A 24,206-nucleotide genomic window follows, 5' to 3' on the forward strand; every position below is an offset into this window, starting at 1 on the left:
GTAATTATGCAGGATACTTAAATATATGACAAAATAGCACAAAATGTAAACGTATTATTATCTTTTTCGACAGTTTTTTATTTAAATTCCCGCAAAAGATGATAAAATTTAGTATATAATAAAAGAAAATAGCGATTTGTATAGTATGCTGCCTTTGTAGGCAAGTTAAATGAGTCGTTCTTTCATAGTATTTCGTTCTCTAGTCGTGAAATATGCGTTTAGAGGAGGAGATACATTCAACATAATTAATTGGAAAAAGAGTAGGTGCAACAATGTTTAATCACGTAACAGTGCTTTTGAAGGAAACAGTAGATGGCTTAGATATAAAGCCAGGTGGTACATATGTAGATTGTACACTGGGGGGAGGAGGACATAGTTCTTATTTATTATCCCAATTAACTGAAGGCGGAAGATTAATCGCGTTTGATCAAGATGAGATAGCAATTCAAAATGCGAAAGAAAAATTCTCTTCATACGGTGAGCAGTTCATAACAGTAAAGAGTAATTTCCGTTACCTATCTGAAAAACTACAGGAATTAGGTATAACAGAAGTAGACGGTATTTTATTTGATTTAGGTGTTTCATCCCCGCAATTAGATACACCAGAGCGTGGCTTTAGTTACCATCATGATGCACCGTTAGATATGCGAATGGATCAAGATGCCCCATTAACAGCCTATGATGTTGTAAATAGTTGGTCATATGAACAACTTGTAAGAATTTTCTTCCAGTATGGCGAAGAGAAATTTTCAAAACAAATAGCAAGAAAAATTGAAGCGTATCGTGAGAATAAAGCTATTGAAACGACAGGGGAATTAGTAGAACTAATTAAAGAGGGTATTCCAGCTCCTGCTCGTAGAACGGGTGGACATCCTGCGAAGCGAGTGTTCCAAGCGATTCGTATTGCGGTAAATGATGAATTGAAAGTATTTGAAGAAGCGTTGGAATCTGCAATTGAGATGGTCAAGCCAGGCGGAAGAGTGAGTGTTATAACATTCCATTCTTTAGAAGACCGTATTTGTAAAACGACGTTTAAGCGAAATAGTACAACGCCACAATTGCCACCAGGATTACCGATTATTCCTGATGAATTTAAGCCGAAATTAAAGCTTATTACAAGAAAACCGATTTTACCTTCTGATATAGAGTTAGAAGAAAATAATCGAGCGCGTTCTGCGAAATTGAGAATCGCTGAAAAACGATAAAAAGGGGAGAGAGGTATGAGTAACTTAGCTGTAAAGTACAAGCAACAAGCGCAAGAAGAGGTTCAGATTCAAACGCCCCCACAGCAGATGGTTCAGCCGAAAGCTAAAGCGAAGATTACAAGAATCGAAAAACTGTTGTATGTAGCGTTTATTGGCTTTTTATTGTATGCCTGTGTAGCGTTTATTGGAAATAAAGCAGGCCTTTATCAAGTTAATGTAGAAGCTGCGACAATAGAACAAAAAATTGTACAGCAGCAAAAAGAAAATCAAGAGTTACAGGCTGAAGTAGAGAAGTTAAGTCGTTATGAACGAATCGCTGAAGTTGCAAAAAAACACGGGCTAGAAATTAATGCGAATAATGTGAAAGGCCTCAAATAAGGCAATAGGTGTGAAGGGAAAATGAAGAGAAATATGACTAAATTTCATACCAATAAGGGAGCAGGGTATTTTATGATTTTATTCCTCCTGCTCTTTTTGCTGTTATTAGCCCGATTTTTTTACATACAAGCGACAGGAACAGTGCATAATCAGGATTTAGATACACTTGCTAAGCAAAAACATAGTAAAACAGGAGTTCTGGAAGCGAATCGTGGGACGATTTATGATCAAAACGGTCATGTGTTAGCGCAAGATGCAAACTCTTATAAACTTGTAGCGGAACTAAAAGGTGCGAAGCCTGTTGAGAATAAAGAGGATACTGCTAAGAAAATTGCGGGCGTACTTGGAAAAGATGAAGAGAAGATTTTAGCTATTTTAAATAAAGAGGGTAGAAGTCAAGTAGAGTTTGGGAAATTAGGTAAAGGCTTGACGAAAGAACAGAAAGAACAAATAGAAGCATTGAAATTACCAGGTATATCTTTTATTACTGAAAATGCAAGAGTGTATCCGAACGGTGATTTTGCATCTTATGTTGTAGGTCATGCGAGACCTGATGAAAAGGGAATCGCTGTAGGTCAATTTGGTTTAGAAAAGAGTTTGAATAAGTATTTAGGTGCTTCCAATGGAGAGGTAGCTTATACAGGCGATCGTAGAGGCGTATCTCTTGACGGTGGAAAAGTGAATGTGAAGGCACCTAAAAATGGAGATAATGTATATTTAACACTCGACCAGCGTATTCAAAGTTATTTAGAAGATGCAATGAAAGAAGCGAGTAAACATTATGAGCCAGAAAGCTTAATAGGAATTGTTGCGGATCCCAAAACAGGGAAAATATTAGCGATGTCTAGTAAGCCTAGTTATGATCCGAACCAAGAGAATAATAATTATTTTTATAATGACGCAATTGCAAATGCATTTGAACCTGGATCAACAATGAAAATTTTTACACTAGCAGCAGCTATTAATGAAGGTGTGTATAAGGGACAAGATTATTATCAGTCTGGTACATATCAAGTCGGGAACCGCAAAATAAAAGATCATAATGGCGGTGCTGGATGGGGATCTATCACATTTGATGAAGGGGTAGAGCGCTCTTCCAATGTAGCGTTTGCTATTTTAGGTGATCAAAAACTTGGTCCAGACCGTTTCAGAAAGTATATCCATGCTTTCGGATTAGATGAAAAAACGAATATTGATTTACCTGGTGAAGGTTCAAATACCATTTTATTCGATCAGCAAATACAGCAAGTAACGACAGCTTTTGGACAAGGCTCCACTGTAACGCCAATTCAGCTTGTGCAAGCTGCAACGGCTATTGCGAACGATGGGAAAATGATGAAACCTTATACAATTGATAAAATTGTAGATCCGATAACAGGGGAAGTAAAATTAGAACATAAGCCAGAAGAAGTGGGCAAACCGGTTACAAAAGAGACAGCAGCGCAAGTAAGACAGTTATTAGAACGCGTTGTTACATCGCCGAAAGGAACAGGAACTGCTTATAAAGTCGATGGATATTCAGTTGGTGGTAAAACAGGAACAGCGCAAATCCCGGATGGAAAAGGTGGCTATATGACGGGAAGAGAGAACTATATATTCTCGTTCTTAGGTATGGCACCTATGGATGATCCGCAACTTGTTGTGTATGTAGCTGTTAAACAGCCAAAATTGAAAGATGATGAGAGCGGCGCACAACCTTTAGCTGATATTTTTAAATATGTAACGAAGAATAGTTTAGAGTATTTAAAGATTAAGCCTAATGAAGTGAAAGATCCGAAGAAATATGTGAAAGAGCAGCAAACTGCTGTTCCAGATGTAACGGGAAAAACGATGGAAGAAGCGAAAAAAGCCATTGATAAAGCAAAACTTCGTCCAATCGTATTAGGTGAAGGGAAAGTGCAGCAACAAGTACCGAAAGCGACTGAACAAACATTGAAGGGTGATCGAGTGTTCTTAGTGGGAGATCAACCTACAATGCCGAATATACAAGGCTGGGCACTTCGTGATGTTATGAATTTAGCAAAAACATTAAAGCTTAACTTAAAACCTACTGGTACAGGATATGTAACCGAACAAAGTGTACCAGAAGGAACATTGTTGCAACCTGGTACAGAGTTAGGTGTAACACTTGTACCGCCACTTGAACCACAACAAGAAGCAGAAAAGCCGTAATGGTAAAAGAGAAGAAGTTCTAATTAAATAAGTACAAGCATATATTGGAACAAGCTAGGCGTAAGGGAGGCTTGTTCCAATATGCGTGTATCAAATGTAACAGTTAGAAAACGACTTATTTTTATACTTATATCAGGTATACTTATTTTCACTATCATCGATATTCGTCTTGGATATGTGCAATTTTTTCTTGGGAATATGTTAACGGATCGTGCGAAAGATTCATGGAGTCGTAATATTACTTTTGAGCCTGAACGTGGGAAGATCTTAGACCGAAATGGTGTGGAACTTGCTACGAATAAAAGTGCTCCAACTGTCTTTGTTGTACCGAGGCAAATTGAAAAACCAGCAGAGACTGCAGAGAAGTTAGCTGCAGTATTAGGTGTGGAAAAAGATGAGATCTATAAGAGAATTACAAAAAAAGAATCGATTGTAAGGTTAGATAAAGGCGGAAGGAAAATATCACATGATAAAGCGAAAGAGGTACGAGGATTAAGTTTGAAAGGTGTTTATATCGCAGAGGACTCTATCCGGTACTATCCATTTGGTAACTTTTTATCACACGTGTTAGGGTTTGCTGGTAGTGATAACCAAGGTCTTATGGGACTAGAAAAATACTATGATAAAGAACTAAATGGTGATGAAGGTCATGTGCGTTTTTTTGCAGATGCAAAAGGACAAAGGATGCCTAATGTTGGGGATGATTTCAAAAAACCAGAAGCTGGTTTGAATTTAGGCTTAACAATTGATGCACGTATTAATAGAATTATGGAAAGAGAAATGAATATTGCAGAGTCGACATATAATCCAGATGGTATGATTGCAATTGCGATGAATCCGAAAAATGGTGAAATTTTAGGTATGTCGAGTCGGCCGAGCTTTGATCCAGCAGATTTTCAAAGTGTTTCTCCAGAAGTGTATAATAGAAATTTACCAGTATGGAGTACGTATGAGCCAGGTTCAACATTTAAGATCATTACGTTAGCCGCAGCTTTGAATGAAAATTTAGTAGACTTAGAGAAAGATACGTTTTATGATGATGGAGCAGCTGAAGTTGGTGGAGCTAGATTGAAATGCTGGAAAGCAGGAGGTCACGGTAGTCAAACGTTTTTAGAAGTAGTTCAAAACTCTTGTAACCCAGGATTTATTGAACTGGGTGATCGCCTTGGTAAAGACCGATTGTTTAAATACATTCGTAATTTCGGCTTTGGACAGAAGACCGGAATTGATCTGCAAGGTGAAGGTAGTGGGATTTTATTTAATTTAGATAAAGTCGGTCCAGTTGAGCAAGCAACAACTTCATTCGGTCAAGGTGTTTCTGTTACGCCAATCCAACAAGTAGCGGCAGTAGCAGCGGCTGTAAATGGTGGAACTTTGTATCAACCGTATATAGCTAAAGAATTTATTGATCCGAAAAACAATCAAGTTGTAAGCAAAAAGACACCTGTAGCAAAAAGAAAAGTTATTTCCAAGGAAACTTCAGAGAAAGTTCGGTATGCATTAGAGAATGTTGTAGCAAAAGGATCTGGTAAAGGTGCTTTCATTGATGGGTATCGTGTAGGTGGGAAAACAGGTACGGCTCAAAAAGTGAAAGATGGTAAATATTTAGAGAATAATTATATTGTATCTTTTATCGGTTTTGCTCCAGCAGATGATCCAGAAATTGTTGTATATGTTGCTGTTGATAATCCGAAAGGTGTAACGCAATTTGGTGGAGTAGTAGCTGCTCCAATTGTTGGGAATATTCTTCGGGATGCACTTCCTGTTATGGGAGTGAAACCGAGAAAAGAACAAGTTGAGAGAGAATATAAATGGGGCGATATACCAACTGTGGAAGTTCCGAATTTAATTGGTATGAAAAAGAAAGACTTACAGACGCAACTCGTCGATTTGAAGCTTGATATAAGTGGAGACGGAGAGAAAGTCATTAAGCAGTCCCCAGAAGCAGGAGCTAAAGTGAAAGAAGGCTCAAAAATTAGAATTTACTTCGGGAATTAAAGGTAACCTAGTACGTTTTATGGTACAATTGGTGGAAGTGAGTTCTTTATAGAAGAGTTACTTAATTTGAGGCCGTAAGAGTCTCAGTTATAAATAGGTCTATTTATTAGACAGAGTGGCACTTACCTCCTATTTTATATAATTAGGAGGTAGCGTGTTGCTTATTAATAAAAGAGATAAATACACAATGTAGAGAGGGTTTAGTGAAATGAAGTTGCATACACTTGTATCATGTTTGCATGATTTTCCAGTTGTTCCAAAAGAAAATCCAGAAATCACATCTATAGAAGCTGATTCACGTAAAGTGAAAGAAGGAAGCTTATTTGTATGTATGAAAGGATATACGGTTGATAGCCATGATTTTGCTAAGCAAGCAGCGGCACAAGGAGCGGCTGCTATTGTTGCGGAAAGACCAATTGATGTTGACGTTCCAGTTGTACTTGTGAAAAATACTTTTCGTTCGTTAGCGGTTTTAGCTGATTATTTTTATGGTCAACCAACACACAAGTTACATTTAATCGGTATTACAGGTACAAATGGAAAGACAACAACATCGCATATTATGGATGAGATTATGCGCGCACATGGTCATAAAACGGGGCTAATTGGAACGATTAATATGAAAATCGGTGATGAAACATTTGAGGTGAAAAATACAACACCAGATGCACTAACACTTCAACAGACGTTTGCAAAAATGGTTGAACACGGTGTGGATAGCACAGTAATGGAAGTTTCGTCACATGCTTTAGATCTTGGCCGTGTACACGGATGTGATTACGATGTAGCAGTGTTTACAAATTTAACACAAGATCATTTAGACTATCATAAAACGATGGAAGAATATAAACATGCAAAAGGGTTGCTATTTGCGCAACTTGGCAATAGTTATAATCATAATCGTGAAAAATACGCGGTATTGAATAACGATGATGCTGTAACAGCGGAATATATGAGAAGTACTGCAGCAACTGTTGTAACGTATGGAATTGATACAACAAGTGATGTTATGGCCAAAGATATCGTTATGACAAGTGGTGGAACTACATTTACGCTTGTAACACCGTATGAGAGTGTAAATGTTACGATGAAATTAATTGGGAAATTTAATGTATATAACGTACTAGCTGCGACAGCGGCAGGACTTGTTTCTGGTGTAAGTTTAGAAACAATCATTGATGTAATAAAGGAACTAGCTGGAGTTCCAGGACGTTTTGAAGTAGTTGATGGTGGACAAAATTATACAGTTATTGTTGATTATGCACATACACCAGATAGCTTAGAAAATGTATTGAAAACAGCAAAACAGTTTGCAAAAGGTGACGTATATTGCATCGTCGGTTGTGGCGGTGATAGAGATAGAACGAAGAGACCAATCATGGCAAGTGTTGCAACACGATATGCAACTCACGCCATTTACACTTCAGATAATCCAAGAAGTGAAGAGCCAGGAGCTATTTTAGATGATATGGTACATGGTGCAAATGGAAATAATTATAAAGTAATTATTGATAGAAAAGAAGCGATATACCATGCAATTGCTAACGCAAAAGCTGAAGATATCATCATTATTGCTGGTAAGGGTCATGAAACATATCAAATTATTGGTAAAGATGTTCATCATTTTGACGATCGTGAAATCGCTAAAGAAGCAATTACAGAGCGTTTAAACAACGAAGAGTAACAACGTGAGAGGAGGACTACATGTGCTTGAGCAAGGTTTATTAGTAACGGCTGGGGTAGCATTCTTAATTTCTGTTGCCCTTTCGCCATTGTTTATTCCATTTTTAAGAAAATTAAAGTTCGGACAGAGTATTCGTGATGAGGGACCAAAATCACATCAAAAAAAATCAGGGACACCGACAATGGGTGGTATCGTCATATACGTATCTATGATGGTAACTTCACTTATTATGGCGATTAAGTTTAATCATTTAGGTGCAGAGGTATCGTTATTACTATTAGTGACATTTGGTTACGGATTGATTGGATTTTTAGATGACTACATAAAGGTAGTTAAGAAGAGAAATCTTGGTTTAACATCAAAACAAAAATTAGTAGGTCAGCTTGTTATTGCTATTGCGTTCTTTTTAATTGGAAAAGGGCAAGCGTTCCACACATACATCATGATTCCGGGAACGGATGTTAAGTTTGAATTAGGTTGGGCGTATTTTGTACTTGTACTATTTATGCTTATTGGTGGATCAAATGCAGTTAACTTAACTGACGGTTTAGATGGTTTATTATCAGGAACAGCTGCTATTGCATTTGGAGCATTTAGTATTATTGCTGTGGCACAAGAGCAATTTGGAGTAGCGATATTCTGTATGGCAGTTGTAGGAGCTGTACTTGGATTTTTAGTATTCAATGCGAATCCAGCAAAAGTGTTTATGGGAGATACAGGTTCATTAGCTTTAGGTGGAGCCATTGCAGCTGTAGCAATTTTATTAAAACAAGAATTGCTACTTGTAATCATTGGCGGAGTATTCGTAATGGAAACTTTATCGGTTATTATTCAGGTTATTTCGTTTAAAACAACAGGAAAACGTGTCTTTAAAATGAGTCCATTACACCATCATTATGAATTATGTGGTTGGTCAGAATGGCGTGTTGTTGTGACGTTTTGGTCTGTAGGATTTTTATTAGCTGTGTTAGGAATTTATATCGGGGTGTGGATGTAATTGAAAACTGTAACTGAATTTCAAAATAAGAATATTCTTGTATTAGGCATTGCAAAAAGTGGTTATGCAGCAGCTACATTGTTACAAAAGTTAGGGGCAAATGTTATTGTAAATGACGGAAAGCCTTTAGCAGAGAATGTACTTGCTGCAGAATTACAAGCAAAAGGAATGGATGTTGTATGCGGTGGTCATCCTTTAGAATTATTAGAGAGAAATATTTCTCTTGTAGTAAAAAATCCAGGAATCCCGTATTCTAATCCAATATTAGTTGCTGCGAAAGAAAAGCAAATTCCAATTGTTACGGAAGTTGAATTAGCATATCGTATTTCAGAAGCACCATTTGTTGGGATTACGGGGTCTAACGGTAAAACGACGACGACAATGCTTACATTTGAAATGCTAAAAGAAGGACAAAAGCATCCCGTAATTGCAGGGAACATTGGAACTGTTGCGTGTGAAGTAGCACAGGATGCAAAAGAAAATGAAGTTGTAGTTACAGAGCTTTCATCGTTCCAATTGATGGGAGTAGAATTGTTCCAACCTAAAATTGCTGCGTTTTTAAATTTATTTGAGGCCCATTTAGATTATCATGGGACGAAAAAAGAATATGGCTTAGCAAAAGCAAATATTTTTAAAAACCAAACAGAAAATGATTATAGTGTAATAAATGCAGATGATGCAGATGTGATGGCTTTATCTGCTTATAGTAAAGGTCAAAAAGTACTGTTCTCAACAACGAAAGAAATTGAAGATGGTGCGTGCATAAAAGATAATGCTCTTTATTTTAAAGGCGAAAAAGTTGTTGAAGTAGGCGATATCGTTTTACCTGGTCAACATAATTTAGAAAATATTTTAGCAGCGATGAGTATCGCAAAATTATTGGGTGTTTCTAATGAAGCGATTACGGCAGTTTTAAAACGTTTTACAGGTGTAAAACATCGTTTAGAATATGTAACAACTATAAACAACCGTAAGTTTTATAATGACTCAAAAGCAACGAATATGTTAGCGACAGAGAAAGCTTTATCTGCGTTTACACAACCGACTGTGTTATTAGCAGGTGGGCTGGATCGTGGAAATGAATTCGATGATTTAATTCCGTATTTCAAAAATGTTAAAGCGATTGTAACATTTGGACAAACAGCTCCAAAATTAGTAAGAGCTGCAGAAAAAGCGGGATTAGATACAATTGAAAGTGTCGATACTTTAGATGAAGCTGTAGTGAAAGCTTATGCTCATTCTACAGATGGCGATGTAATTCTTCTTTCTCCAGCATGTGCAAGCTGGGATCAATTTAAAACATTTGAAGAAAGAGGAGACATTTTTATACAAGCTGTGCATAAACTTATATAAAGTAAATCAAAACATCAGTAGGCTAACACCTACTGATGTTTTGTTACATAGGGCAAAAGTTTCTGCCTAAAGAGGTGGTGTTTATGGGTAATGAAGAAAACGCCTGATTTTATTCTCATCATCGTTACACTTGCGTTGTTAACAATCGGAATGATTATGGTTTATAGTGCGAGTGCAGTTTGGGCCTCTTATAAAATGGGGGACTCATTCTTTTTTGCAAAAAGGCAATTGCTATTCGCAGGTCTTGGTGTAGTGGCTATGTTTTTTATTATGAAAATTGATTATTGGGTGTGGCGTACGTATTCAAAAGTAATTTTGCTAGTTTGCTTCATTCTTCTTATTCTCGTTCTTATTCCTGGAGTAGGTCTTGTTCGAGGAGGAGCGCGAAGTTGGATTGGAATCGGGGCATTTTCCATTCAACCGTCCGAATTTATGAAGTTTGCGATGATTATTTTCTTAGCGAAATTTTTAGCGGAACGACAGAAATTAATTACTTCTTTTAAACGTGGTTTACTACCAGCTCTAGGTTTTGTATTTCTTGCTTTCGGAATGATTATGTTACAGCCGGACCTTGGTACAGGAACGGTAATGGTTGGGACATGTATCATTATGATATTTATCTCAGGAGCAAGGGTCTTTCACTTTGCAATGTTTGGTTTGCTTGGTGTAGCAGGATTTGTAGGGCTAATTGCATCAGCACCGTATCGGATGAAACGTATTACATCATATTTAGACCCGTGGTCAGATCCGCTTGGAAGTGGATTTCAAATTATTCAATCGTTACTCGCAATTGGACCAGGTGGATTATTCGGGCTTGGACTTGGACAAAGTAGACAAAAGTTTCTTTATTTACCTGAACCGCAAACAGACTTTATATTTGCAATCTTATCCGAGGAATTAGGTTTTATTGGTGGTTCATTTGTGTTATTATTATTTAGTCTATTATTATGGCGTGGGATTCGTATAGCTTTAGGAGCGCCAGATTTATATGGTACGTTTTTAGCAGTAGGTATTGTGGCGATGATTGCGATTCAAGTAATGATTAATGTTGGTGTTGTAACAGGATTGATGCCTGTTACGGGTATTACTTTGCCGTTTTTAAGTTATGGTGGATCAAGTTTGACATTAATGTTAATGGCAGTAGGTGTATTATTAAATATAAGTCGCCATTCTCGCTACTAAACCCTGTTTTATAAGACAGGGTTTTTCGTATGTGTACGAAGAAACAATATGTATATAGAAATAAATACGACTGTAATAAGAAAAAGAGAAGCGGAGGAGTTAGTAGTGCGTGTATTAGTAAGTGGTGGGGGCACTGGAGGTCATATTTATCCGGCTCTTGCTTTAATAAGAGAAATAAAAAAATTAAATCCGGAAGCAAGGTTTTTATATATTGGTACGGAGAATGGGTTAGAGAGCACAATCGTGCCCAAAGCAGGTATACCGTTTCAATCTATTGTTATAAGTGGATTTAAGCGTAAAATATCGTTAGATAACGTGAAAACGGTGATGCGCTTCCTAAAAGGTGTACAAGATAGTAAACGATATATTCGTCGTTTTAATCCAGATATTGTAATCGGAACGGGTGGATATGTATGTGGACCTGTTGTATATGCTGCGGCAAAATTAGGTATTCCAACTATTGTACATGAACAAAATAGTGTACCTGGTGTAACGAATAAATTTTTAAGCCGCTATGTTGATAAAGTTGCAGTTTGTTTTGAAGCGGCTGCAGAACATTTTCCGCAGTCAAAAGTGGTCATGACAGGAAACCCAAGAGCGTCAGAAGTAATGGATCAAAATGGAATGAAAGGAAAGCGTTCAGTAGGTTTATCTCTTCCTAAAAAATCTGTGCTTATTTTTGGTGGCAGCCGTGGGGCTAGACCAATTAACGATGCTTTCGTAGAGGCAATTGAACAGTTTGGAAATAAAAGTTACGAAATATTGTATGTAACAGGTGAAGTTCATTACGACAAAGTGATGGATGCAGTGAAGCAAAAAGGGAATCCGAATAATGTTATTATTAAACCTTTCATTCATAATATGCCAGAAGTACTTACAGGTGTAGACCTGGTTGTCTCAAGGGCTGGAGCAACAACACTTGCAGAATTAACAGCGTTAGGTAAGCCAAGTGTGTTAATTCCGAGTCCTTATGTAACAAATAACCATCAGGAAAAAAATGCACGTTCTGTTGTCGATAAAGGAGCAGCAAAAATGTTGCTTGAAAAAGATTTAACAGCTGCAACACTTATTCGTGATATTGACGAGATTTTATTAGATGCACAAACATTACAAAATATGAAGCTTGCTGCTGGGCAATTAGGTATTCCAGATGCAGCAAATAAGTTGTATGAAGTAATGAATAAGCTTGTAAAAAAATAACGTTAGGTGAACGCCCTGCATACTACTGTAATAAGGATGCTTAGTATGGGGGAGATTGTTTATGGAGCAATTAGTAAATGAGCTTATAGAAGCAAATGTTGGTCGTGTGTTAGTGGATGAACCGTTAGCACGTTATACAACTATGAAAATAGGTGGACCAGCTGATATTTTAATTGTGCCAAAGCATGTTGCCAGTATTGAAAAAACGTTGCAGTTAGTAAAGAAATATAAAACAAAGTGGACTGTAATTGGTCGCGGTTCGAACCTTCTCGTATCTGATCTGGGTATAGAAGGTGTCGTTATTCGTTTAGGAGAAGGATTAGACCACTTAGAAGTCGAAAAACATAGAGTAAGAGTTGGTGGTGGGTATCCCCTGATTAAATTATCAACTTTACTTAGTCGTCAAGGGTTAGCTGGTCTGGAGTTCGCAAGTGGTATTCCAGGAAGTGTTGGCGGTGCAGTGTATATGAATGCAGGAGCACATAAATCGGATATATCAAACATATTATCAAAAGCTCTTATTTTGTTTGAAGATGGAACAATTGACTGGTTAACGCATGAAGAAATGGAGTTTTCCTATCGTACATCTGTATTGCAAACGAAACGCCCTGGTATTGTTTTGGAAGCTGAGTTTCAATTACAGATAGGAGAGCGTGAGGGAATTGTAAGTGTCATGCAAAAGAATAAAGATTACCGTCGTGAAACACAGCCATGGAATCACCCTTGTGCAGGAAGTGTGTTTCGGAATCCAATTCCATACTTTGCAGGAGATTTAATAGAGAAGGCGGGGCTTCGTGGTTATCAAATAGGTGGAGCTCAAATTTCTGAAATGCATGGGAACTTCATTATTAATACTGGTGGAGCTAGCGCGCAAGATGTATTATCTTTAATAGCATTAGTAAAACAAACAATCAAGGATAAATTTAGCGTAGAAATGCATACAGAAGTAGAAATCATTGGAAGATAACGGTTATTCGTTCCGCTCATTATCATTTATGTTATAATAAGAAGATAAGAACGGCATGAGGAACATGCCGTTCTTTATGTTACGTAGGGGGATCGTACATGAAAAATAGTAAAGTGATTAAACTACAGGATCGTGTACCAAAGTTAAAAAATCAGCAGAAAAAAAACAAGAAAAATGTTAATCATCGGTTGATTTTATACATATCAATTTTATTTTTATTAGTGCTCTTTTTAATTTATTTTCGGTCTCCGCTTAGCAATATAAAAAAGATAAGCGTGTTTGGAAATCATTATATGACAGATGAACAAGTGATGAAGGAATCAGGTGTGACATATGATACAAGTTATTTCCGAGTGACAGCACATAAAGCAGAAGAAAACTTAACGAAACGAAAAGAAATTAAAGCAGTAAATGTAAAGAAGCGTTTTCCAAATAAAATTGACGTTCATATTGAAGAATATTTAACGATTGGTTATATAAACAAAGATGGGAAATTACAACCGTTATTAGAGAACGGGAAAACACTTGATGTACTCCCGAACGGAAAACTTCCTGTTGCAGCGCCAATTTTTGAACCTTTTAAAGAGGAGAAAATGAAGGAGTTAATTGCTGAGCTTGAAAAACTAACACCAACTATTTTAAGGTCTATTTCTGAAATTCGTTATTCACCGACAAATGCGAATGAAGACCACCTTACTTTATATATGAATGAAGGGTATGAAGTGAGCACTACGATTCAAAATTTCGCAAAACGTATGGAAGCTTATCCACTAATGATAAAGCAAATTGAACCAGGTAGAAAAGCTCTAATTCATTTAGAGGTAGGAGCATACCTTAAATATTTAGATGGTGAAGAAAAGGAACAGTAAAATAGCATTTTTTATAATTGTATAAACGTAATTAAGGGACATACGTTCGGTTTGATGTATCTGAATTTACAAGAATGGTTCATTTGATGAAAAATATGTAAAAATTCTTAGATTCATACTAGGATTGGTACAAGTTTCACTTTTCTATGAGTACATCTTAGTGTAGACTTATACTTGGCGGTAATCTTTACACTTGAAATAGAATTATTTCAAGATAAGCAGTTATTCACAGTTTACTGCGATATTCTTAAATGAATGTTAAATAAAAATAAGAAAAATATAGGGTTAAAAAAGGGAAACGTATAAAGACGTTGAATATTTTTCTTATAAATAGTAAAGTTGCGATTGTTGTTCCATATATTGAGTTGTATGGTATAAATAAAGAAGGAGGTGCCAAAGAATGAACAGCAATGAAATATATGTTAGTCTTGACATCGGTACATCCAATGTTAAAGTCATCATTGGTGAAATGGTTAATGACAGCTTAAACATTATTGGTGTTGGAAATGTAAAATCAAATGGTTTAAAGAAGGGATCGATAGTTGATATAGACGAGACTGTTCGATCAATTAAAAAAGCAATTGAACAAGCTGAGCGCATGGTGGGAATCCACATTGAGCAAGTTGTAGTAGGTGTCAATGCAAACCAGGTACAGCTACTTCCTTGTCACGGAGTAGTCGCTGTTTCAAATGAAGATCGTGAAATCGGGAATGAAGATGTCTTACGCGTTCTAGATGCAGCACAAGTTGTGTCAATTGCTCCAGAACGTGAGTTTATTGATGTGGTACCTCGACAGTTCATTGTAGACGGTCTTGACGAGATTAACGATCCGCGCGGGATGATCGGTGTAAGATTAGAAATGGAAGGTACACTTATTACAGGCTCAAGAACTTTACTACATAACCTACTTCGTTGTGTAGAAAAAGCAGGTCTTGAAATTGTTGATATTTGTCTTCAACCTTTAGCGGCTGCAACAGTTGCTATATCTTCAGATGAAAAAAATAGAGGAGTAGCCCTTGTTGATATGGGGGGAGGATCTACAACTTTATCTATTTTTAAAGATGGAGAGTTACAAGCGACGAGCGTATTACCATTAGGTGGAGACCATATAACGAAGGATATTGCGATTGGGTTGAAAACTTCAACAGAAAATGCAGATCAAATTAAGTTGAAATATGGACATGCTTTTTATGATACAGCGTCTGAAGAAGAGATGTTTACGGTTCCTATTATGGGAAGCGATCAAACAGAACAATATTCTCAGTTGGAATTATCGGATATAATAGAGGCTCGTGTAGAGGAAATTTTAATGTTTGTTCAAGATGAAGTGCGTAAGTTAGGAGTAAAGCAAGTAGCTTCTGGTTATGTACTAACTGGTGGAATTGCTTCTATGCCAGGTGTTCTTGATCTTGCATATGATATTTTACATGAAAATGTTCGTATAGCAACTCCTGATTATATTGGCGTGCGTGAGCCCCAATATACAAGTGGAGTAGGATTAATTAAACATTCTTATCAAAAAGCTAAGTTGCGTGGGAAAAATGTGCAGGAAAAACAAGAGCATTTTGAACCAGTACCAGCACCAGCTCCAACGCCGGTACAACAGCAACCTGCGAAACAAAAAACGCGTAATCAAAACAATAATAATCAAAATGATGACCGTATGATGTCAAAAGTAAAACGTGTATTCCGTTATTTATGGGATTAAAATTGGACACGAAAAATGAGGTTCTAGGGGGATTTCGACATGTTAGAGTTTGATACTACTCAAGATCAATTAGCGAATATAAAAGTTATCGGTGTCGGCGGTGGCGGAAACAATGCTGTAAACCGTATGATTGAACACGGTGTACAAGGTGTAGACTTTATCGCTGTGAATACTGATGCACAAGCATTAAATCTATCAAAAGCTGAAACGAAAATGCAAATTGGTGGAAAATTAACACGTGGACTTGGTGCAGGTGCAAACCCTGAAGTAGGGAAAAAAGCTGCAGAAGAAAGTAAAGAACAGATCCAAGAAGCACTTCGTGGTGCTGATATGGTATTCGTAACTGCTGGTATGGGCGGCGGAACTGGAACTGGTGCAGCTCCAGTTGTTGCTCAAGTGGCAAAAGAATTAGGTGCATTAACAGTTGGTGTTGTAACACGTCCATTTACATTTGAAGGACGTAAGCGTGCGACACAAGCGGCATCTGGTATTGCGGCATTTAAAGAAAATGTAGACACACTTATTGTAATTCCAAACGATCGCTTATTAGAGATTGTTGATAAAAACACGCCAATGTTAGAGGCATTCCGTGAAGCAGATAACGTATTACGTCAAGGTGTTCAAGGTATTTCTGATTTAATTGCAACACCAGGTTTAATTAACTTAGACTTCGCAGACGTAAAGACAATTATGTCTAATAGAGGTTCTGCTTTAATGGGTATTGGTTCTGGTAATGGAGAAAATCGTGCTGCTGAAGCTGCGAAAAAAGCGATTTCTAGTCCATTATTAGAAACATCTATTGATGGAGCTCAAGGTGTTATCATGAACATTACGGGTGGAGCCAACTTAAGCTTATATGAAGTACAAGAAGCGGCAGACATTGTAGCTTCAGCATCAGATCCAGAAGTAAATATGATCTTCGGTTCGGTTATTAATGAAGGATTAAAAGATGATATCGTTGTAACTGTAATTGCAACTGGTTTTGATGATACAATTGCAACTCAACCACCAAAACCAATTATCCGTCCGAATGTGAATCACACGCAACAACAGCAACAGCCAGTAGCTCAACCACCAAAACAACGTGAAGTAAAACGTGAAATGAAGCGTGAAGAGCCGGTTGTACATGAGCGTCATTCAGATTCAGATGATATCGATATTCCAGCATTCTTACGTAATCGTCGTAGACGATAAAAGAAAAGGAGCATTTATGCTCCTTTTTTGTTTTATACAGGGAAAAGATCTGCTAAGCAGGTCTTTTTTTATTGTAATTTATTCCGCTCTTTGCTGGGTAGCCCAATTGGTGCGTACAGATTAAGGTTTCACTTTATCCCGCTTTAATGGGCAGTAAGACCCCACCTCAAAATTCAGCGAAAGCAAAGAAGTTAGGTGGGGGTCGGGCTGCCCATAAAAGCCCGATTGGTGAGGGCTAATAATCAGTGGGGGATGAAGAAAACCCCCACTGATTAAAGTTTCACTTTATATGTAAGAAAAAAATATAGCATTCTATGAAACATATACTTTTATTTTTTACCGACAGATTATGTCTAGAAAGCACAAAATAACAAAAAAACACCTCCGCAAATTGACACACTTTCCTATTGGATATGCATTATACTAGTCTCAACTTAAAAAAAGAGGTGAATTGTTTGGTTGTTTACGCCGACGTTGTTTGGTTGTTAAACGCCTGCATTGATTTTCTTTTACTTTTATTAACAGCTACCGTGTTAAAAAAGAAGATCAAAAGATGGAGGCTTGTGTTAGGGGCATTGATAGGTTCAACCATTGTTATTTTTGCCTTTACTCCTTTTGCTTCTGTGATGACACATCCAATTATGAAACTACTGTACTCGTTACTTATTGTGTATACAGCATTTGGGTTTACAACATTTAGAAATTATGCACAAACTGTTTTTACTTTTTACTTTGTAACCTTTATGGTTGGCGGAGGGTTAATGGGCACTCATTTCTTTTTGCAAACGAATGAAATGGTAAATGGGTTGGTTCAATCTCAATCAATTTCTTACGGTGACCCAATTAGCTGGTTGTTTGTTATTTTTGGTTTTCCAGTCATTTATTATTTTTCTAAAAAGCGGATTGAAAGCGTAGAGGTTACAAAAATACACTATGATCAAATTGTGAAATTGAAAGTTCAATTAGCTGAAGAGGAGCTAGAACTTGCAGGCTTAATTGATAGTGGAAATCAACTTTACGACCCGTTAACGAAAACACCTGTTATGATTATGCATATTTCATCGTTAGAACATTGTTTGCCAGCTTGGTTAACAGAACAAATTTATTCCAAAACAGAAATTCCTCAAATACCAGAAAATGATTCTGGGTGGGCGACAAAATTACGCTTAATTCCTTTCCGAGCAGTGGGAGTAGAAAGTCAATTTTTATGGGCAATTAAGCCAGACAGTGTACAAATTTATCATGAAGGAAGTTCTATTGTTGTGAACAAAGTATTGATTGGGTTAAATACACAACAGTTGTCAACCAATGGAGAGTATCAATGTATTTTGCATCCGAAAATGTTAATTTCACAAAAAATGGTAATTGCTTAATAATGGGAGGCGGGATAATATGATGAAATTAAAATTTTATTTAGTATACCTTTGGTATAAAGTATTGCTGAAATTAGGAATTAAGACCGATGAAATTTATTACATTGGTGGAAGTGAAGCGTTACCACCGCCGTTAACGAAAGAAGAAGAGGAAGTTCTTTTAAATAAATTGCCAAAAGGAGATCAGGCGGCAAGATCGTTACTGATTGAACGCAACTTACGGCTAGTCGTATATATAGCAAGAAAATTTGAAAATACAGGGATAAATATTGAAGATTTGATTAGCATTGGAACAATTGGTCTTATTAAAGCGGTAAATACATTTAATCCAGAAAAGAAAATAAAATTAGCAACATATGCCTCACGTTGTATCGAAAATGAAATTTTAATGCATTTGCGCAGGAATAATAAAAATCGTTCAGAAGTTTCTTTTGATGAACCACTTAACATCGATTGGGATGGAAACGAACTTTTATTATCAGATGTATTAGGTACAGACGATGATATTATTACAAAAGATTTAGAAGCAACTGTGGATCGTCATCTTCTAATGAAAGCATTACATCAATTAAATGATCGTGAAAAACAAATTATGGAACTTCGGTTTGGGCTTGCTGGAGGAGAGGAAAAGACGCAAAAAGATGTAGCGGATATGCTTGGGATTTCACAGTCATACATTTCGCGTTTAGAAAAAAGAATCATAAAAAGATTACGAAAAGAATTTAATAAAATGGTGTAAAGAGTAAGACCAGCCGTTATCTAGGCTGGTCTTATTCTCTTTAGTTGTATGAGGAAGGACAACTAAAATGAAAAATGAAGAGAAAACCGCATGCATAAAATCCCCTTCAAAGGAAATACTTTACACTGTACAGCAACTCCCGATAGGAGGGAACACTTTGACGAGAAACAAAGTAGAAATTTGCGGTGTTGATACAGCTAAACTTCCCGTACTAAAAAATGATGAAATGCGTAAATTATTTCGTGAAATGCAAAGTGGAGAGATAAGCGCAAGAGAGAAATTAGTGAATGGAAACTTACGTCTTGTACTGAGCGTCATCCAAAGATTTAATAACAGAGGAGAATATGTTGACGATTTATTTCAAGTTGGTTGTATCGGACTTATGAAATCCATTGATAACTTTGATTTAGGCCAAAATGTAAAATTTTCAACGTATGCTGTGCCGATGATTATTGGGGAAATACGCAGATATTTGCGTGATAACAATCCGATTCGCGTATCTCGCTCCTTACGAGATATTGCGTATAAAGCGTTACAAGTAAGAGAAAAGTTGATTGCAGAAAATTCAAAAGAACCGACAGCAATGGATATTGCAAAAGTGCTTGAAGTGACTCATGAAGAAATTGTTTTTGCTTTAGATGCAATTCAAGATCCAGTTTCATTATTTGAGCCGATTTATAACGATGGGGGAGATCCTATCTTTGTTATGGATCAGTTAAGTGATGAAAAACAAAAGGACGAGCAGTGGGTTGAAGAGTTAGCTCTAAAAGAAGGAATGAAGCGTTTAAATGATCGTGAAAAAATGATTATTCGAAAACGTTTCTTCCAAGGAAAAACACAAATGGAAGTTGCAGAAGAAATTGGGATTTCTCAAGCGCAAGTGTCACGTTTAGAGAAATCAGCTATTAAACAAATGAATAAAACGATTCAAGGATAAGGTTTCACCATTTATGGTGAAACCTTTTTATATGTCATATAGTTTGTTTGCGCTCATAGTAGGGGAGCTGTGTTCATATAATGAAAATAATATGAGGTTGGCAAGAGGGTGCTTCCTGTTCATTTGAGAAACAATGTTTTTTCGATTCGTCATATATAAGGGAGAGGATGAAAGTGATACGAATTTCGGAATTACAGATGAAAGATATAATAAATGTTTCAGACGGAAAAAGACTGGGTAATATTGGAGATATCGAAATCGATATGAACACAGGAAAAATCGAGTCTATTATTATTTCCAAACAGGCACGTATGTTAGGGATCTTTGGGAAAGATATAGAAATTGTAATTCCTTGGAAAGAAATTGTGAAAATTGGGGAAGATGTCATACTTGTTAGAGTAAATTCTGTTAATTCTGTAACAGAATCAATACAAACACCGACAATTTCATAAAGAATATTACAAATTCCTCTTTTTTTTCTGTTAGGATTATGAAAAAATAAAAGTATGGTAAAATAGACAGGAAGTACCATGCTTTTTTATGTTATTTTAATTAAAAGGAGCCGCTATTATGAGAGAGCCATTTAAATATGTGGACGGTATACTGTATTTACAAGCGTGGAAAGAACTTGGGAACATTACTGCTGGATTTACGACAAAAGATGGTGGGGTAAGTACGGACTCCTTTCATGCGATGAATTTAGGATTACATGTGAATGATATTGCGGAGAACGTTCATGAAAATAGACGCATTTTAGCAAATAAGTTACAAAAACCATTAGAAAACTGGATTTGCTCTGAACAAGTTCATGATCATCATGTTGAAAAAGTGGGAGAACAGGAAAAAGGAAGTGGCGTTTATTCATATGAAGACGGCATTTCAAAAACAGATGGCATTTATACGACTAATAATGATGTTCTTCTAACATCTTGTTACGCGGATTGTGTTCCACTCTATTTTTATGCACCATCACATGGTATGATAGGACTTGCGCATGCTGGATGGAAAGGGACTGTAAAAGAGATTGCAAAAGAAATGATTCAAAAATGGAATGCAGAAGGGATTTCAAGTGATGAAATTCATGTTGCGATTGGACCAGCAATTGGATCTTGTTGTTACGTTGTTGATGATCGAGTGTTAACAGCAGCAGAGCAAGTAGTAAACGGTTCTGTCCCTTATAAAAAAATTTCTGACGGACAGTATGCAATTAATTTAAAAGAAATTAATCGTATATTATGTTTACAAGTAGGTATAAAAGAAGAGAATATTGTAATGTCATCTCTTTGTACAAGCTGTGAAGAGCAACTCTTTTTCTCTCATCGTCGTGATCAAGGTAAGACGGGGAGAATGTTGAGTTTCATAGGTTTTAAGGAGGAAGAAAGCAAGTGACAGTACAAACAAATTTAACAACTGTAAACGAATCAATTAAACAATCTTGCGCACGAGCAGGACGTTCGTTGCAAGATATTAAACTCGTTGCGGTTACAAAAACGGTAGGAATTGAAAAAACAAACGAAGTAATTGAAGCAGGAATTATCGATTTAGGTGAAAATAGAAATGAAGGTTTCTTACAGAAGTACGAACATTTCGGTTCAAAAGTGAATTGGCATTTTATTGGATCATTACAAACGAGAAAAGTAAAAGAAATCATTAATGAAATCGATTATTTACATTCATTAGATCGTCTTTCACTTGCAAAAGAAATTCAAAAACGTGCGGATAAGAAAGTGAAATGTTTTATTCAAGTGAAAACATCATCTGAAGAATCAAAGCAAGGATTGGCAATAGAAGAAACCGTTTCTTTTATTCAAAGTTTGCAAGAATTGGATAAGATTGAAGTGGTTGGACTAATGACAATGGCTCCGTTTACAGAAGAAGAGGAAGAAATCAGACGCTGTTTTAAGACATTACGTATGCTACAAACAGAGGTGCAGGAGTTAGAATTATTACATGCGCCATGTAAAGAACTATCAATGGGAATGTCTAATGATTACACCATTGCAATTGAAGAAGGTGCTACATATATTCGTTTGGGGACGATTTTAGTAGGAAAAGCGTAAAAGGAAGGAGAATCTTATTATGAGTTGGTCAAAAGTAAAATACTTCTTTTTTGATACACCTGAAGAAAAAGAAGCAGCTCAATATAGTTATGAAAAGGAGCAAACAGACATGAAGAAGCAGCAAGATCCGCCAGAACAACAAGATGTTACGTTTCCAAAAGCGCAAACGAAACAAAATGTTGTGAGCATTGAAACAGCGAAGCAATCTTCAAAAGTTGTTTTATTAGAACCACGCACATATTCGGAAGCGCAAGGAATTGCGGACCATTTAAAAGGTAGACGAGCTGTTGTGATTAATTTACAACGAATGTCTACGGATCAAGCTGTACGTATCGTTGACTTTTTAAGTGGTACTGTATACGCTATAGGCGGGGACATTCAAAAAATAGGACCGAAAACATTTATGTGTACGCCTGAAAATGTAGATATAGTTGGTGCAATTTCAGAGTTATTCGGTGAAGAAGAAGACACAAATATAAAGAGGTGGTAATACGCCATGGAAACAGTTTTAAGGCTTTTAGTTACTGCTATCGAGATTTACTCGTGGGCACTTATTATTTACATTCTCCTATCATGGTTCCCAGGTGCAAAGGAATCAACTTTCGGAGATTTTCTTGCCCGTATTTGTGAACCGTATTTAGAACCATTTCGCAGATTTATTCCGCCGCTTGGTATGATTGACATCTCACCACTTGTTGCGATTTTTGCGTTGAGACTTGCTACAAGTGGTTTAGTAACTTTATTCGGCTATTTCTTATAGTAAGAGGTTAAATACATGAGCATCTACGAGCATTTTAGACCTGATGAAGTGGTCTTTGTGGATAAAGTGTTAGAGTGGAAGCGAGCAGCGGAGTACCATCAAGTGAAGTTAACAGACTTTCTTGATCCAAGACAACAACAAATTGTCACTATGGTAATAGGACAAGGAGATGTTGCTGTACAGTTTGATGGTGCAACGTCTCAAGCAGAGCGCAAAAGAGCACTCATTTATCCGGACTATCTAGTAGTAAATGAAGAGGAATTTCAAGTAGAAGTATTGGAAATTGACTATCCTTCCAAGTTTTATACGCTAGAGCATAGGCAAATATTAGGTACATTTATGTCTCTCGGTTTAACGAGAGAAAAATGTGGTGATATTTTGCTTCAAGAAGATCGTGCCCAAATTGTAGTCGCGAAAGAAGTTGTATCTTATATTGAGATGAACTTACAATCTATAGGAAAAGTGAAAGTCTCCTTATCACCAGTGCAAGGGGAAAAAATTCTACAGATACAAGAAACGTGGGGGGAGAAATCCGGAACAGTTTCTTCACTTCGTTTAGATGTTATGTTAGCTGAAATGTTACATATATCTAGGCAAAAAGTACAACCTTTCATAAAAAATGGTTTAGTAAAAGTGAATTGGAAAACAGTGGAGCAAACCTCTTATGAATGTTATCCAGGAGATGTTTTTTCAGTGAGAGGATATGGACGCAGTAAATTGTTTTCTGTAGAAGGTAGAACAAAGCGCGACAAATGGAGAATTTTGTATGGTATACTAAAATGATTGGTTTTTTAGAAGGAAATCCTCCTATTTTGTCGAAGAAAAGATATAATTGAAAGAGGAAATTTAGATAACTACTTGGAGGTGGCGTTGTGCCGTTAACACCATTAGATATTCATAACAAAGAATTTGGTCGCGGATTCCGTGGCTATGATGAGGATCAAGTAAATGAGTTTCTTGATCAAATTATCAAAGATTATGAATTAGTCATTCGTGAGAAAAAAGCTTTAGAAGAACAAGTTGCGCAATTAGAAGGGAAGTTAGATCATTTCTCTAATATTGAAGATACGTTAAACAAATCTATCGTTGTTGCACAAGAAGCGGCGGAAGAAGTAAAACGTAATGCGCAAAAAGAGGCAAAATTAATCGTACGTGAAGCTGAAAAGAATGCAGACCGTATTATTAACGAAGCTTTAGTAAAATCAAGAAAAGTTGCTTTTGATATTGAAGAGCTAAAGAAACAAGCGAAAGTATTCCGCACTCGTTTCCGTATGTTATTAGAAACACAGCTTGAAATGTTAAACAACGATGATTGGGATAAACTAATTGAGTTAGAAGACGAAGTAGACGAGCTGTTGAAAAAAGAAGAAACAGTGTAAGCTTGACGTTTTTCTCATTATTACATATAATTTTAAACAACATATTTATTA

23 protein-coding genes are annotated in these 24,206 nt (G+C 36.6%); all 23 read left to right on the forward strand.

Features of this window, described 5'->3' with window-relative positions; genetic code table 11:
• Positions 1-272 precede the first annotated feature (272 nt).
• The 23 genes from rsmH (at position 273) to divIVA (ending at position 24,155) form a co-directional block, all read left to right on the forward strand.
• Complete coding sequence (gene rsmH / locus ACTFRS_RS15920; protein ID WP_000481789.1) at positions 273-1,205, forward strand: 16S rRNA (cytosine(1402)-N(4))-methyltransferase RsmH; 933 nt, start codon at positions 273-275, stop codon at positions 1,203-1,205.
• 15 nt (positions 1,206-1,220) lie between these two features.
• On the forward strand, positions 1,221-1,583 hold the full coding sequence (gene ftsL, locus ACTFRS_RS15925) for a cell division protein FtsL (RefSeq protein WP_000067081.1): 363 nt from the start codon (positions 1,221-1,223) through the stop codon (positions 1,581-1,583).
• 21 nt (positions 1,584-1,604) lie between these two features.
• Positions 1,605-3,755 carry a penicillin-binding protein gene (locus ACTFRS_RS15930; protein WP_440024698.1) on the forward strand — a complete coding sequence of 717 codons (2,151 nt, stop codon included), beginning with the start codon at positions 1,605-1,607 and terminating at the stop codon, positions 3,753-3,755.
• Positions 3,756-3,836: 81 nt separating this feature from the next.
• On the forward strand, positions 3,837-5,753 hold the full coding sequence (locus ACTFRS_RS15935; protein ID WP_139866913.1) for a stage V sporulation protein D: 1,917 nt from the start codon (positions 3,837-3,839) through the stop codon (positions 5,751-5,753).
• A gap of 208 nt (positions 5,754-5,961) precedes the next feature.
• On the forward strand, positions 5,962-7,437 hold the full coding sequence (murE, locus tag ACTFRS_RS15940) for a UDP-N-acetylmuramoyl-L-alanyl-D-glutamate--2,6-diaminopimelate ligase (protein WP_139866915.1): 1,476 nt from the start codon (positions 5,962-5,964) through the stop codon (positions 7,435-7,437).
• Between the two features lie 22 nt (positions 7,438-7,459).
• Positions 7,460-8,434: a phospho-N-acetylmuramoyl-pentapeptide-transferase gene (mraY, locus tag ACTFRS_RS15945; RefSeq protein WP_000893058.1), complete on the forward strand. Its 975-nt coding sequence runs from the start codon at positions 7,460-7,462 to the stop codon at positions 8,432-8,434.
• A complete protein-coding gene (gene murD, locus ACTFRS_RS15950; protein WP_000860122.1) occupies positions 8,435-9,787 on the forward strand; it encodes a UDP-N-acetylmuramoyl-L-alanine--D-glutamate ligase in 1,353 nt (450 codons plus the stop codon). It begins immediately after the preceding gene.
• 90 nt (positions 9,788-9,877) lie between these two features.
• Positions 9,878-10,969 carry a stage V sporulation protein E gene (gene spoVE, locus ACTFRS_RS15955; RefSeq protein WP_000753510.1) on the forward strand — a complete coding sequence of 364 codons (1,092 nt, stop codon included), beginning with the start codon at positions 9,878-9,880 and terminating at the stop codon, positions 10,967-10,969.
• A 105-nt stretch (positions 10,970-11,074) separates the two neighbouring features.
• Entirely contained in the window at positions 11,075-12,169 is a 1,095-nt protein-coding gene (gene murG / locus ACTFRS_RS15960) for an undecaprenyldiphospho-muramoylpentapeptide beta-N-acetylglucosaminyltransferase (RefSeq protein ID WP_139866917.1), read from the forward strand.
• Positions 12,170-12,230: 61 nt separating this feature from the next.
• On the forward strand, positions 12,231-13,136 hold the full coding sequence (murB, locus tag ACTFRS_RS15965; protein ID WP_139866919.1) for a UDP-N-acetylmuramate dehydrogenase: 906 nt from the start codon (positions 12,231-12,233) through the stop codon (positions 13,134-13,136).
• A 98-nt stretch (positions 13,137-13,234) separates the two neighbouring features.
• Complete coding sequence (gene divIB, locus ACTFRS_RS15970) at positions 13,235-14,005, forward strand: cell division protein DivIB (protein WP_000798234.1); 771 nt, start codon at positions 13,235-13,237, stop codon at positions 14,003-14,005.
• A gap of 400 nt (positions 14,006-14,405) precedes the next feature.
• Positions 14,406-15,713: a cell division protein FtsA gene (gene ftsA, locus ACTFRS_RS15975; protein ID WP_001087553.1), complete on the forward strand. Its 1,308-nt coding sequence runs from the start codon at positions 14,406-14,408 to the stop codon at positions 15,711-15,713.
• Between the two features lie 39 nt (positions 15,714-15,752).
• Positions 15,753-16,907: a cell division protein FtsZ gene (gene ftsZ / locus ACTFRS_RS15980; protein WP_000888991.1), complete on the forward strand. Its 1,155-nt coding sequence runs from the start codon at positions 15,753-15,755 to the stop codon at positions 16,905-16,907.
• Between the two features lie 455 nt (positions 16,908-17,362).
• On the forward strand, positions 17,363-18,280 hold the full coding sequence (gene spoIIGA, locus ACTFRS_RS15985) for a sigma-E processing peptidase SpoIIGA (protein WP_242293326.1): 918 nt from the start codon (positions 17,363-17,365) through the stop codon (positions 18,278-18,280).
• A gap of 19 nt (positions 18,281-18,299) precedes the next feature.
• Positions 18,300-19,019, forward strand: coding sequence for an RNA polymerase sporulation sigma factor SigE (sigE, locus tag ACTFRS_RS15990; RefSeq protein WP_000976948.1), 720 nt, complete (start codon positions 18,300-18,302; stop codon positions 19,017-19,019).
• 157 nt (positions 19,020-19,176) lie between these two features.
• The gene (gene sigG / locus ACTFRS_RS15995) at positions 19,177-19,956 is read left to right on the forward strand and encodes an RNA polymerase sporulation sigma factor SigG (protein WP_000197753.1); all 780 of its coding nucleotides are present in this window, start codon (positions 19,177-19,179) and stop codon (positions 19,954-19,956) included.
• 167 nt (positions 19,957-20,123) lie between these two features.
• Positions 20,124-20,408: a YlmC/YmxH family sporulation protein gene (locus tag ACTFRS_RS16000; protein WP_014893538.1), complete on the forward strand. Its 285-nt coding sequence runs from the start codon at positions 20,124-20,126 to the stop codon at positions 20,406-20,408.
• A 118-nt stretch (positions 20,409-20,526) separates the two neighbouring features.
• Positions 20,527-21,345, forward strand: coding sequence for a peptidoglycan editing factor PgeF (gene pgeF, locus ACTFRS_RS16005; RefSeq protein WP_139866923.1), 819 nt, complete (start codon positions 20,527-20,529; stop codon positions 21,343-21,345).
• A complete protein-coding gene (locus ACTFRS_RS16010; RefSeq protein ID WP_016718318.1) occupies positions 21,342-22,016 on the forward strand; it encodes a YggS family pyridoxal phosphate-dependent enzyme in 675 nt (224 codons plus the stop codon). Before pgeF ends, ACTFRS_RS16010 begins: the two co-directional genes overlap by 4 nt.
• Before the next feature lie 19 nt (positions 22,017-22,035).
• Positions 22,036-22,506, forward strand: coding sequence for a cell division protein SepF (locus tag ACTFRS_RS16015; RefSeq protein WP_000119138.1), 471 nt, complete (start codon positions 22,036-22,038; stop codon positions 22,504-22,506).
• A 6-nt stretch (positions 22,507-22,512) separates the two neighbouring features.
• Positions 22,513-22,776: a YggT family protein gene (locus ACTFRS_RS16020; RefSeq protein ID WP_000450919.1), complete on the forward strand. Its 264-nt coding sequence runs from the start codon at positions 22,513-22,515 to the stop codon at positions 22,774-22,776.
• Positions 22,777-22,791: 15 nt separating this feature from the next.
• Positions 22,792-23,559, forward strand: a complete 768-nt coding sequence (locus tag ACTFRS_RS16025) for an RNA-binding protein (protein ID WP_000029728.1) — start codon at positions 22,792-22,794, stop codon at positions 23,557-23,559.
• Positions 23,560-23,648: 89 nt separating this feature from the next.
• Positions 23,649-24,155, forward strand: coding sequence for a septum site-determining protein DivIVA (gene divIVA, locus ACTFRS_RS16030; RefSeq protein ID WP_001131612.1), 507 nt, complete (start codon positions 23,649-23,651; stop codon positions 24,153-24,155).
• The last annotated feature ends 51 nt before the right edge of the window (positions 24,156-24,206 follow it).

This window comes from Bacillus cereus group sp. MYBK139-1 (assembly GCF_051916915.1).
In the GTDB taxonomy this organism is placed as follows: domain Bacteria; phylum Bacillota; class Bacilli; order Bacillales; family Bacillaceae_G; genus Bacillus_A; species Bacillus_A pacificus.